The organism is Nocardia sp. JCM 38205, assembly GCF_058222935.1.
The window spans coordinates 37,466-50,496 of sequence record NZ_JBYHFL010000009.1 but is presented as its reverse complement, the minus strand read 5'-3'; the positions used below and the strand labels follow the sequence as shown (position 1 = coordinate 50,496).

9 protein-coding genes are annotated in these 13,031 nt (G+C 69.8%); all 9 read right to left on the bottom strand.

Translation table 11 applies throughout. The annotated features are described in order from the left end of the window. Positions 1–106: 106 nt before the first annotated feature. The 9 genes from proB to AC4HOU_RS26065 all read right to left on the bottom strand — a co-directional run bounded on the left by proB (position 107) and on the right by AC4HOU_RS26065 (position 12,915). The gene (gene proB, locus AC4HOU_RS26105; RefSeq protein ID WP_324191402.1) at positions 107–1,240 is read right to left on the bottom strand and encodes a glutamate 5-kinase; all 1,134 of its coding nucleotides are present in this window, start codon (positions 1,238–1,240) and stop codon (positions 107–109) included. Between the two features lie 48 nt (positions 1,241–1,288). Continuing rightward, positions 1,289–2,749: a GTPase ObgE gene (gene obgE / locus AC4HOU_RS26100; protein WP_195021393.1), complete on the bottom strand. Its 1,461-nt coding sequence runs from the start codon at positions 2,747–2,749 to the stop codon at positions 1,289–1,291. A 133-nt stretch (positions 2,750–2,882) separates the two neighbouring features. After that, complete coding sequence (rpmA, locus tag AC4HOU_RS26095) at positions 2,883–3,149, bottom strand: 50S ribosomal protein L27 (protein WP_130919232.1); 267 nt, start codon at positions 3,147–3,149, stop codon at positions 2,883–2,885. Positions 3,150–3,194: 45 nt separating this feature from the next. Then, a complete protein-coding gene (gene rplU, locus AC4HOU_RS26090; protein WP_163815062.1) occupies positions 3,195–3,506 on the bottom strand; it encodes a 50S ribosomal protein L21 in 312 nt (103 codons plus the stop codon). A 299-nt stretch (positions 3,507–3,805) separates the two neighbouring features. Next, positions 3,806–7,243, bottom strand: coding sequence for a translation initiation factor IF-2 N-terminal domain-containing protein (locus AC4HOU_RS26085; RefSeq protein ID WP_490725481.1), 3,438 nt, complete (start codon positions 7,241–7,243; stop codon positions 3,806–3,808). A 391-nt stretch (positions 7,244–7,634) separates the two neighbouring features. Further along, positions 7,635–8,051, bottom strand: a complete 417-nt coding sequence (ndk, locus tag AC4HOU_RS26080) for a nucleoside-diphosphate kinase (RefSeq protein ID WP_036534584.1) — start codon at positions 8,049–8,051, stop codon at positions 7,635–7,637. 103 nt (positions 8,052–8,154) lie between these two features. Next, entirely contained in the window at positions 8,155–8,592 is a 438-nt protein-coding gene (locus AC4HOU_RS26075) for a DUF4233 domain-containing protein (protein WP_194991405.1), read from the bottom strand. A 151-nt stretch (positions 8,593–8,743) separates the two neighbouring features. Then, positions 8,744–10,162, bottom strand: a complete 1,419-nt coding sequence (gene folC, locus AC4HOU_RS26070; RefSeq protein WP_175585963.1) for a bifunctional tetrahydrofolate synthase/dihydrofolate synthase — start codon at positions 10,160–10,162, stop codon at positions 8,744–8,746. A gap of 74 nt (positions 10,163–10,236) precedes the next feature. Then, on the bottom strand, positions 10,237–12,915 hold the full coding sequence (locus AC4HOU_RS26065; protein ID WP_194991406.1) for a valine--tRNA ligase: 2,679 nt from the start codon (positions 12,913–12,915) through the stop codon (positions 10,237–10,239). Positions 12,916–13,031: the final 116 nt, after the last annotated feature.

Here is a 13,031-nt window from a genome sequence, read left to right as displayed (position 1 = left end):
ATATGGGTGGTGGGCCGGCCTGAAGCCCACTGCCGATACCAACGGCATCGAGATCGGCTTCCCGTTCCCGATCAGCATCCCCTGGTCGGAGCTCGAGTACTGACCCCTACACCTTCACCAGGTCGTCGGCGTGAATCACCGGGCGCTGCATGGTGTCCGGAAGTTCGGTGGTGGAGCGGCCGAGCATGGTGGCGAGTTCGGCGGCGTCGTATTCGACGACGCCGCGAGCTACCAGGCTGTTGTCGGGAGCGATGAGGTCGACGACGTCGCCGCCGTGGAAGCGGCCGCGCACGCCGGTGATGCCCGCCGCCAGCAGGGAGTGGCGGCGGTGGGCGACGGCGGCGACGGCGCCCTCGTCGATGTGGATGGCGCCGCGACTGTCGGCGGCGTGGCGGACCCAGAACTTGCGGGCGGACAGCCGCACCGGACGCGCAGCGAACGCGGTGCCGACGGTACCGCTGCTCAACGCGGTGGCCGCTTCCGAGGCCGCGGCCAGCAGCACGGGCACGCCGGCGTCGGCGGCGAGCCGGGCCGCGGACAGCTTCGAAGCCATGCCGCCGGTGCCGAGCGCGCCGCCGGTGCCCGCGATCACCCCGTCCAGATCGGCGCTGGAGCGCACCTCGGGGATGAAGGTGGCGCCGCCCTTGCGCGGGTCACCGTCATAAAGGCCCTCGACATCCGACAACAGCACCAGCGCATCGGCACCCACAAGGTGCGCGACCAGCGCCGCGAGCCGGTCGTTGTCGCCGAAGCGGATCTCTTCGGTTGCGACGGTGTCGTTTTCGTTCACCACCGCCACCGCGCCGAGCGAACGCAGCCGGTCCAGGGTGCGCTGAGCGTTGCGGTGATGTTCGCGGCGGGAGAAGTCGTCGGCGCTGAGCAGGACCTGGCCGACGGTGCGGCCGTAACGGGCGAACGAGGTGCCCCACGCGTGGGCGAGCGCGAGCTGGCCGACACTCGCCGCGGCCTGCTTGGTGGCCAGATCACGCGGACGAGCAGTCAAGCCGAGCGGGGCCATACCGGCGCCGATCGCGCCCGAGGACACCACCACCACATCCGATCCGGCCCGCATCCGCGCCTCGATGGCATCGGCCAGCCGATCCAGCCTGGCGATGTCCAGACCTGCCTTCATACTGGTGAGGGCCGAAGACCCGATCTTCACCACCACACTGCGCGCCCCGGCGATGGCCTGGCGCGCCGCACTGAGTTCGGCGCCGAAGTGCACCTGCGTTTCCGTCACGGCTGATCTCCACCACTGTTCTCGCGCGCGGCACGACCGAGGCCGTGCCTACGCTTGGTCCTCGTCGTCGCGCACCAGACCGCGGCGCACCCGGGAGGCGTGTTTGCGTTCGGCCGCGCTGACCCGGTCGGTCTGCTCGAGCCTGATATCGGTGCCGCGGCCGGTGGGCACCATGTCGACGCCCGCGGAGATCTGCGGCTCCCATTCGAAGGTGACGTCACCGATGGTGACGGGCGCGCCCGGTTCCGCGCCGAGACGCACCAGTTCGTCTTCGACGCCCAAGCGGGCGAGCCGGTCGGCCAGGTAGCCGACGGCTTCGTCGTTGTCGAACTGGGTTTGCCGCACCCAGCGCTCGGGCCGGGTGCCGCGGACGATGAAGCCGCCCGGCTCCTCCGGATCGGCGATCACGCTGAAACCGGTCTCGTCCACCGCGATCGGGCGGATCACCGGACGTTTCGGCGCGGCCTTCGGATGATCCTCGCGATACTTGCGCACCATGTCGGCCAGCGCGAACGTCAACGGACGCAGCCCGGCCCGGCTCACCGCCGAGATCTGGAAGACCGGCCAGCCGCGTGCGGTGAACTCGTCGGTGACCATCTCGGCCAGTTCCGCGGCATCGGGCACATCGGTCTTGTTGAGGATCACCACGCGCGGGCGGTCGGCCAGATCACCGAGGCCGGCGTCGGCGCTCAGCGCGGGTTTGTAGGCCGCCAGTTCCGCCTCGAGGGCGTCGACATCGGACACGGGATCGCGGCCCGGCTCCAGCGTCGCGCAGTCCACCACGTGCGCGAGCACGGCACAGCGCTCCAGATGACGCAGGAAGTCGAGTCCGAGCCCGCGGCCCTGGCTCGCACCCGGGATCAGCCCTGGCACGTCGGCGACGGTGAAGGTGGTATCGCCGCTGGCGACCACACCGAGATTGGGCACCAGCGTGGTGAACGGGTAGTCGGCGATCTTGGGTTTGGCCGCCGACAGCACCGAGACCAGCGACGACTTTCCGGCCGACGGGAACCCGACGAGCCCCACATCGGCAACGGACTTCAGCTCGAGCACGATATCGCGCTCTTCGCCCTCCTCACCGAGCAGCGCGAAACCGGGCGCCTTGCGCGCCTTGGAGGCCAGCGCGGCATTGCCGAGCCCGCCGCGGCCGCCGCGCGCGGCGATGAACCGGTTGCCCGCACCGACGAGATCCATCAGCACTTCACCGTCGGGGCCGAGCACCACGGTGCCGTCGGGCACCTTCAGCAGCAGGTCGGTGCCCTGTTTGCCGTCCCGGTTACCGCCTTCGCCCGGCTTGCCGTTGCTCGCCTTGGCATGCGGATGGAAGTGAAAGTCCAGCAGCGTGTGCACATTGGGATCGACCTCGAGGATCACATCGCCGCCATTACCGCCGTTACCGCCGTCGGGGCCGCCGAGCGGCTTGAACTTCTCCCGGTGCACCGACGCGCAGCCGTGGCCGCCCTTGCCAGCACGCACATGAAGTACGACACGGTCGATGAATTTGGACATACGCCGAATCATCCTCCTTCGGTCTGGTCGGGACGGCGAACGTCGCCGCAGGTCACTACTGATGGAAACAACGAAAAGCGGGCCAGGGGTATGTCACCCTGACCCGCTCGTCTGTGTTGAAGTCGTCAGCCGGTCAGGCCTCGACCGGCTCCGGAACCACGATGTTGACGGTCTTGCGTCCACGCTTGGTGCCGAACTCGACCGCGCCCGCCTCGAGGGCGAACAGGGTGTCGTCACCGCCACGGCCGACGTTCACGCCGGGGTGGAAGTGCGTGCCGCGCTGACGCACCAGGATCTCGCCGGCCTTGACGGACTGACCGCCGAACCGCTTGACGCCGAGGCGCTTGCTGTTGGAATCGCGACCGTTCCGGGAGCTGGATGCACCCTTCTTATGTGCCATTGCTGTAACTCCTCCAGGTGAGGGCTCGGTGAACCCCCGGGCCGATTACTTGATGCCGGTGACCTTCAGGACCGTCAGCGGCTGACGGTGACCCTGGCGCTTGTGGTAGCCGGTCTTGTTCTTGAACTTGTGGATGCGGATCTTCGGGCCCTTGGTCTGCTCGACGACCTCGGCGGACACCGACACCTTGGCCAGCTTGTCCGCGTCGGCGGTCAGCTCGGCGCCGTCGACCACGAGCACCGGCGACAGATCCACAGCGGTGCCCGGCGCACCCTCGATCTTCTCGACCTTCACCAGGTCACCGACCGCGACCTTGTACTGCTTTCCGCCGGTCTTGACGATCGCGTACGTTGCCATCGGTCGGCTGCCCTTCTTCCTCTAGGTGTGCGACGCTTGCTAGCGCGGCTGGAGTGGCACCCGGCCGGAGAATTCCACCGGGCATCCACTACACATCTGGTCTGGTAGTCACCGCCGCCTCAGCACTGGCGATTGCTCAGGGTCTGCGAATGGCAGTTCCCGATACAGCTTCGCGGGCACAGCGTGATAAAACGCTGTCGCCGGGCAGCGACTGTCCAAGATTACAGGACGCATAGGTGCGCGACCAAACCGGCCACCGAACGACAGTGGTCCCCGCCACAAGGGCGGGGACCACCAGGTCATTCGTCGGCCGATTCGGCGGGCGGCGGGCCCGCGGGCCTGCCTGCGCTGCGCCTGCGCGGCCTGCGTTCGGGCACCGGGACCGGTACCGGCTCGGCGAAGTCGACGACCGGGGCCGCGGGCTCCTCCGCGCTGCTGAGGACGAACACCGCGCCGGTGCTGTCCGAGGCCGGGGCGGCGGCGGATCGGGCCACCCGACGGCGTCGGGTCGAGCGTGCCGTGGTGCCGTTCTCCGCGGGGGCGGCGGGCGGCGCGGCGGGCTCGGGCTCGGCCGGCTCCGCCGTGGCGGCAGGCTCTGCCGCAACCGCTTCGACGGGCTCGGCCGCGACCGGTTCGGTGGTCACCGCGGCCGGAGCCGCTTCGGCAGCCCCTGGCTCCACTACCGAAACCTGCTTGCCCTCTGCCGTCACCTCGGCGGTCGGCGCCTGGTCAGCCGCAGGGGCCGGTTCGACGGCTGCGACCGGTTCCGCATGGTCGGCGTCCGTGGCCTGCACCGGTTCGGCGACTGCCGCCTGCTCAGCGGGCACATCCTGGTCGGCAACGGCAGCCGGCTCGACTGCCGAGGCAGCGGCCTGTTCGGCCGGCGCACCCACCTCGGTGACGACCTCACTGACGGCGACGACCGCATCGGCATCCGGCGCCGCGGCCGAACGCGCCACCCGCCGACGCCGCGTCGACCGGGTACGAGTGGTCCCGTTCTGCGCGGCGGCGACAGCCTCGGCGGCCGGCTCGCCGGTCGCTTCCCGCGCCGGCTCGGCGGCCGCGGGTTCGGCGGCCGTCTCCGACGGCTGGGGCTCGGGCTGCGCGGCACCGGACTCCTCGGCCTGATGGGCGGCCATGGCCAGCGCGACCGGATGCGCGCGCTTGACCGCGGCCTCCTCCTCGCTCAACTCCGCCACCGCGGGCTGCGCCTGCGGGGCGGCGGGAGCGGCGGCCTTGTCACGGCCGCGACGACGACGGGACCCGGATTCGCGTCCGCGCCCGGCACCATCCTCGGCCGGGCCCGGCTCCACCGGGTAGCTGTGCACCAGGATGCCGCGACCGTGGCAGTGCTCGCAGGTGGTGGAGAACGCCTCGACCAGGCCGGTGCCCAGCTTCTTACGGGTCATCTGGACCAGGCCGAGCGAGGTCACCTCGGAGACCTGATGCCGGGTGCGGTCGCGCCCGAGTGCCTCGGTGAGCCGGCGCAACACCAGATCACGGTTGGACTCGAGCACCATGTCGATGAAGTCGACGACGATCATGCCGCCGATATCGCGCAACCGCATCTGCCGCACGATCTCCTCGGCGGCTTCCAGGTTGTTGCGGGTGACCGTCTCTTCCAGGTTGCTGTTACCCGAGCCGGTGAACTTGCCGGTGTTGACGTCGATGACGGTCATCGCCTCGGTGCGGTCGATGACCAGCGTGCCGCCCGAGGGCAGCCACACCTTGCGGTCGAGCGCCTTGGCGAGCTGTTCGTCGATCCGATAGGCCTCGAACACATCGACGCCGTTGTTCTCGTGCCGCGACACCCGGGCCAGCAGATCCGGCGCGACGGTGCGGATGTAGGTCTCCACCGTGCTCCAGGACCGCTCACCCTCGATGACCAGCTTGGAGAAATCCTCGTTGAACAGGTCGCGGATCACCTTGACCAGCAGGTCCGGCTCTTCGTAGAGCGTCTTCGGTGCGCCCGAATCCTGTTCGGCGGCCTTCTCGATGGTGCGCCAGGTGGCCTGCAACCGCTCCACGTCGCGAGCGAGTTCGGCTTCGCTGACGCCCTCGGAGGCGGTGCGGATGATCACGCCCGCATCGGCGGGCACGATCTCGCGCAGGATCTCCTTGAGCCGCTTGCGCTCGGTGTCGGGCAGCTTGCGGCTGATGCCGGTGGAGGTGCCGCCCGGCACGTACACCAGGAAGCGTCCGGCCAGACTGATCTGAGTGGTCAGGCGAGCGCCCTTGTGCCCGACCGGATCCTTGCTGACCTGCACCAGCACCTGATCGCCCGGCTTGAGGGCCTGCTCGATCTTGCGTTCCTTGCCGCCGAGCCCGGCGGCCTCCCAGTTCACCTCACCGGCGTAGAGCACGCCGTTGCGGCCGCGCCCGATGTCGACGAACGCCGCCTCCATGCTGGGCAGCACGTTCTGCACCTTGCCGAGGTAGACGTTGCCGACCATGGACGCCTGGCCGGTGCTGGTGACGAAATGCTCGACCAGGATGTTGTCCTCGAGCACGGCGACCTGGGTGGCGGTGGGATGGCCGGGGAATTCCTTCTCCCGCACCACCATGACCCGGTCGACGGATTCGCGGCGGGCCAGGAACTCCGACTCGGTCAGGATCGGCGGACGACGCCTGCCCGCCTCGCGCCCGTCGCGGCGACGCTGACGCTTGGCCTCGAGCCGGGTGGACCCGGTGATGCCCTGCACCTCGTCGACGGCGCGGGCCCGGCTCTTATTGCGGGGTTCACGCTCGTGCACGACCGTGTTGGGCGGGTCGTCGTCGGCGGGTTCGTTCTCGCCGCCGCCCTCGCCCGCGACCTTGCGCCGCCTGCGCCTGCGCCGCCGGCGGGTCGAGCCCTCCGCACCGTCCTCACCGTCGTCGGTGGATTCGGCCTCGGTCTGCTTGGTTTCCTCGGCCTCGGACTCGTCCGCGGTGCTCGCGTCCTGGGCGGGCGCCTCGTCCTTGTCGCGGGCGGCGTCCTTGTCGCGGGGGCCGCGCTCGTCGGCGTCCTGCTCGTCATCGGAGTCGGCGTGCTGTTCGCCGCGGCCACGACCACGGCCGCGACGGCCGCGCCGGCGGCGGCGGGGCTGATCGTCGGACTCGGACTGCTCGGCGCCGTCCTGCTCGTCGGCGGTCTCGTCCTCGACGTCCTCGGCCTTGGCAGCGTCCTCGTCGGCGCTCGGGGCCTCGGGTTCGACCCGGCGCCGCTTCTTGCGTAGCTCTTCGGCGGCGGCGGCATCCGGGGACAGGAACAGCGGCGCGGCCACGACTGCGGATTCGAACACGACCGGCTCCACGACCGGTGGTTCTTCCTTGACCGGGCTGGCGAACAGCCCGCCGGGCGGACTGAAGGCGGGCGCGGTGGCGAACAGATCGGCGCCCGGGGTCTCGGGCGGCGCGGTGGTCGCCTCGGCCTCGCTCGGGACGGGCTCGTCCGGCACGGCGGCGCTGACCGCCTGCTCGACCGGCGACGCTGCGGCGGCCTGCTGGGTGTCCGCCACCGGGGGTGCGGCACCGGCCGGCTCGGTGTCCGGCGCGGCGAGCGCGTCGCGCACCGACTCCGCGACCGCGCGCTCCACGTTCGATTGGGGGCTGCGCGCCTCGGAGCCGAGCTCACCCAGCTTGGCCAGGATGCGCTTGCTCGTTACTCCCAGACGTTTGGCCAGCGCATGAACTCGGATTCGCTCCGGCAATTGATCGGCATCCTGTGATGTTGTGTCCAGCGGCTCTTGATCGGCCACGAAGTCTCCTCGGGCCCCCGGGCGCGTTCCTCCCCTCAGGGAGTGACGCGGCCGACGCGGGGGCGCTGTTTCCGTACGCCTCGCGCGGTTGGCACGAGGTCAATGGTCTCGCCCCGCGTGCCCGGTTATCTCCATATCGATCGTCGTTCGGGCTAACTGGTCACGCGGCGCCTGGCTGTATGGCTGAACTCCGTGGCGTGAGCGTTCATCCAGCGTGCCGACGCGAACGAGTTACCGCGCCGCGGCAGCGATGATCGGCATCGAACCTCGGGGTGTCATCCGGTTACGACCGTTATCGGTTGCAACCAGTTGCCAGTATCCCACACCGTGCGCCGAGGGTTCGCCATCGGCGCAACAGCGTGACGTCGGAAGCGACGGAATGGAGAGCGATTCAGGCCGGGAACTCGGGAAACCAGAGCGCGATTTCCCGCTTGGCGGACTCCGGCGAGTCGGATCCGTGCACCAGGTTCTCCTGGGTCTCCAGGGCGAAATCGCCCCGGATGCTGCCGGTGGCGGCCTTTTCCACCGGGTCGGTGCCGCCGGCGATCTGCCGGAACGCCGCGATCGCGCGCGGACCCTCGAGCACGGCCGCGACGACCGGCCCCGAGGTGATGAATTCGATCAGCGAGCCGTAGAACGGCTTGCCCGCGTGTTCGGCGTAGTGTTCGCCGGCAAGTTCATCGGACACCTGCTTCAGCTCGAGCGCGGCGATCTTCAGCCCCTTGCGCTCGATCCGGTTCAGCACCTCACCGACGAGGCCGCGGGCCACACCGTCCGGCTTGATGAGGATCAATGTCTGCTCAGTCACGGGCGACAGCGTAACGGTCGGCGCCCCCACCCTCCCAACCAGCGGTCATTCCGCATGCGCCGACACCGATGGCCGGGGTACCCGCCGGTAGCCGGGCGGCGGGTCAGTCGGGGCGCTGGACGCGCTGGCTGGGCAGGACACCGAGGTCCATGCGGCGTTTGACGTCGTTGCGGAGGATGAGGATGAAGGCCCAGACGATGGCGAACAGAATGCCGATGACGCCGATGGAGATGTGGATGACAGCGCCGGCGATCACCAGGACCTGGAGGGCGAGGTTGAAGGGTACGGCCCAGGGGCGCCGCTGCAGGCCCGCGCCGAGGATCATCACCACGGCCAGGGCCACCAGGTAGGTGCCCGAGAACCAGGTTATGCCGCCGCCGACGTCGGCGACGACGGGGAGCGCGAGCAGCACCACGATGGCCTCGAGGACCAGCGCGCCCGCCATCACCCCGCGCAGCCCCTTCCACGGGTCGGGTGGTGCGGGGGCGGACTCGGTGCCTGGCTGCTCGTCACCGTCGGGGCGTGGATCGGATTCGCTCATGCTCTGCCTCCTCGGCCCGATCGGCCGATCATGCGGCCGTCTGTGCTGCCGGCCGCCGCGGATTCCGGCCGACCGATCACGCCCGGTCGGCCTCGGCGCGCTCCACCGCCGGCCATGGCGACGCGCGCTGCTGCCTGTGGGCGCCGTCCGATCACGCCGGGTCCTTACCGAACAAGGCGCGCGCGGCGCCCGCCGTGACCACCGACCCGGTGACGATGACACCCGCACCGGAGACCATCTCCCCGCTGTCGGCGACGTCTTCGGCGATCGCGATCGCGGTCTCCAAAGCGTCGGGCAGGGAGTACGCGGGGACGACGCGTTCGTCGCCGAAGCGCTGCACCGCGAGATCGGTGAGGGTGTCGACGTCGAGGGCGCGCGGCGAGCCGTTGGTGGTCACGACGATCTCGTCGAACACCGGCTCCAGCGCCTCGAGGATGCCCGCGGCGTCCTTGTCGCCGAGCACCGCGACCACGCCGACCAGCTTGCGGAAGTCGAACTCGCTGGTCAGGGTCGCTGCCAGAGCCTTGGCGCCGGCCGGGTTGTGGGCGGCGTCGATGAAGATGGTCGGCGCGCTGCGCATCCGTTCGAGCCGGCCGGGGCTGGTGACGCTCGCGAACCCGGCACGCACGGCGTCGACGTCGAGCTGACGTTGCGCGCCCGCGCCGAAGAACGCCTCCACCGCCGCCAGCGCCAGCACCGCGTTGCGTGCCTGGTGTTCACCGTGCAGCGGCAGGAAGATCTCGTCGTACACCCCGCCGAGGCCCTGCAGTTCCAACTGCTGGCCACCGACGGCGATCTTGCGGGCCAGCACCCGGAACTCCGCGCCCTCACGCGCCACGGCCGCGTCCACCTCGACGGCGCGGCGTAGCAGCACCTCCATCGCCTCGGGGTCCTGTTCGGCGATGACGGCCACATTGTCACGCGGGATCAGGCTCTCCGGCGCGCGCTTGATGATCCCGGCCTTCTCGCCCGCGATGGCGGTCAGATCGGGGCCGAGGTATTCGGTGTGGTCGAGCCCGATCGGGGTGATCACCGCGACCTGCCCGTCGATGACGTTGGTCGCGTCCCAGGTGCCGCCCATGCCGGTTTCCACCACGGCGACGTCCACCGGCGCCTCCGCGAAGGCCGCGTAGGCCATCCCGGTGAGCACCTCGAACTTGCTCATAGCGGGCCCGCCGGCGGCCGCGGACTGCTTATCGATCATCTCGATGTAGGGCGCGAGCTCGCGATAGACCTCGACGTAGCGGCCCGGCGTGATGGGCGCGTTGTCGATGCTGATCCGCTCGGTGGCCAGCTGTAGATGCGGGCTGGTGATCCGGCCGGTGCGCCGGTGCAGCGCGGTGAGCAGTGCGTCGATCATGCGGGTCACCGAGGTCTTGCCGTTGGTGCCCGCGATGTGGATCGCCGGATAGCTCTGCTGCGGCGAGCCGAGCAGATCCATCAGGGTGGAGATGCGGGTGAGCGACGGCTCGATCTTGGTTTCCGGCCAGCGCCGGTCGAGTTCGGCCTCGACCAGCGCCATTTCCGCCAGTTCCACCGGCGACGGCCCGGAGCCCAGCGGCGCCCCGATGCCGTGCTGGGGTTCCGGTTCGGCGTTGCCGGCCTCGTGGGCGAAGTCGGGGCCGTCGGTCTCCTCCGGGCCGGTCACTTGCCGCTCAGTTCGGCGAGCCGGGCACTGATGCGCTCCACCTCGGCGGCGGCCACATCGCGGCGGGTGCGGATCTTGTCGACGACCTGCTCCGGGGCCTTGGCGAGGAAGGCCTCGTTGCCGAGCTTGGCGGTGGTGCCCGCCAATTCCTTCTGCGCGGCGGCCAGGTCCTTTTCCAGGCGACGACGTTCGGCGTCGAGGTCGACCGCCCCGGAGGTGTCGACTTCGACGGTGACGGTGGCGCCGCTGAGCCGGACCTCCACCGAGGCGGTGGCGGCGAAATCGTCACCGGGCGCGGTGAGCCGGGCCAGATCGGTGATGGAGCGTTCGAGCTCGGCGAGCCCCGCGGCGTCCACCCCGATCAGCTTCGCCGCGACCTTCTGCTTATCGGCCAGGCCCTGGTCGCTGCGGAAGCGCCGGATCTCGGTGATCAGCCGCTGGGTGTCGGCGATGCGCTGTGCCGCACCTGCATCGGCGGCTCGGCCGGTGGGCTGCGGCCAGTCGGCGATCACGATCGACTCACCGCCGGTGAGCGCCCGCCACAGCGATTCGGTGACGAACGGGATCACCGGATGCAGCAGCCGCAGCACCGCGTCGAGCACCGACCCGAGCACGATGCGAGTGGATTCGGCGCGCGCGTCGTCGGCGGCGAACTGCACCTTGGTCAGTTCGAGGTACCAGTCGCACAGCTCGTCCCAGGCGAAGTGGTAGAGCGCCTCGCAGGCCTTGCCGAATTCGTAGGCGTCGAAGGCCGCGTCGACCTCGGCGCGCACGGCGTCGAGCCGGTCGATGATCCACAGATCGGCGTCGGTGAGGGTGGCGCGGTCGGGCAGCTCACCGGGGCGGGCGCCGTTCATCAGGGCGAACTTGGTGGCGTTGAACAGCTTGGTGACGAAGCTGCGCGAGGCCAGCGCATGCGGTTCGCCGACCGACAGGTCGCCGCCTGGCTGGGCGCCGCGGGCCAGGGTGAAGCGCAAGGCGTCGGCACCGTAGGAGTTGATCCACTCCAGCGGATCGATGCCGTTGCCGCGCGATTTCGACATCTTCTTGCCGTGCTGGTCGCGAATGAGCCCGTGCAGGAAGACGTCCTTGAACGGCACCTGCGTGGCGCTGCCTTTGCCTGCGGTGATGACGTGGTCGTCGGCCACATAGGTGCCGAACATCATCATCCGGGCCACCCAGAAGAACAGGATGTCGTAGCCGGTGACCAGAACGCTTGTGGGATAGAACTTTTCGATCTCGGGGCTGGGGTCGGGCCATCCCATGGTCGAGAACGGCCACAGCCCGGAGGAGAACCAGGTGTCGAGCACGTCGGGGTCCTGCACCCAGCCCTCGGGCGGGGTCTCGTCCGGTCCGACGCAGACGATCTCGCCCTCGGGGCCGTACCAGATCGGGATGCGGTGGCCCCACCACAGCTGGCGCGAGATGCACCAGTCGTGCATGTCGTCGACCCAGTCGAACCAGCGCGGTTCCTGGCTGGCCGGGTGGATGACGGTATCGCCGCTGCGCACCGCATCGCCGGCGGCCTTGGCCAGCGACTCCACCTTGACCCACCACTGCATCGACAGTCGCGGCTCGATCGGCTCGCCGCTGCGTTCGGAATGGCCGACGCTGTGCTGGTAGGGGCGCTTCTCGGCGACGACCCGGCCCTCGGCGGCCAGGCGCTCACGCACCTTCACCCTGGCCTCGAAGCGGTCCATGCCGTCGAATTCGGTTCCGGTACCGGCGATTCGGCCACGCTCGTCCATGATGGTCGGCATCGGCAGGTTGTGCCGCAGGCCCATCTCGAAGTCGTTCGGGTCGTGCGCGGGAGTGATCTTGACCGCGCCGGACCCGAACTCCGGGTCGACGTAGTCGTCGGCGATCACCGGGATCCGACGGCCGGTGATGGGGTGTTCCAGGGTCGTGCCGATCAGCGCCTGGTAGCGCGGGTCGTCGGGGTGGACCGCGACGGCGGTGTCGCCGAGCATCGTCTCCACTCGGGTGGTGGCGACGATCACATGCGGTTCATCGTCACGCAGCGAGCCGTAGCGCAGCGACACCAGCTCGCCGTCGACGTCTTCGTATTTGACCTCGATGTCGGATATGGCGGTTCGCAGCTCCGGCGACCAGTTGACCAGGCGTTCCGCGCGGTAGATGAGCCCGGCGTCGAACAGGCGCTTGAACATGGTCTGGACGGCGCGGGAGAGACCCTCGTCCATGGTGAAGCGGTCGCGGCTCCAGTCGACGCTGTCGCCGAGGGCGCGCATCTGCCATTGGATGGCGCCGCCGGATTCGCGCTTCCAGTCCCAGACCTTCTGGATGAACAGTTCGCGGCCGAAATCCTCTTTGGTCTTGCCGTCGACGGCGAGCTGCTTCTCCACCACGGTCTGGGTGGCGATGCCCGCGTGGTCCATGCCGGGCAGCCACAGCACCTCGTAGCCCTGCATGCGCTTGCGGCGGGCCAGCAGGTCCATCAGCGTGTGGTCGAGGGCGTGGCCCATGTGCAGGTTGCCGGTGACGTTGGGCGGCGGCAGCACGATCGAGTAGCCGGGCTTGGCGCTGGCCGGGTCGGCCGTGAAGTAACCGGCCGCTACCCAGCGCTCGTACATCTCGGCCTCCACCTCGCCGGGGTTCCAGCTCTTGGGGAGGGCATCGGCACGATTACGCGTGTTGTCTGGGGCTGCGCTGGTCACCCCGCGATTCTAGTGGTCGGCGCGGACCACTCGACGCAGGGGCGACGCCGCCCACGGCGGGCTCGCGAACTCATCGGCCCGGGGCCGGAAAAAACACCGGCGGAGTCTTCGGTGGA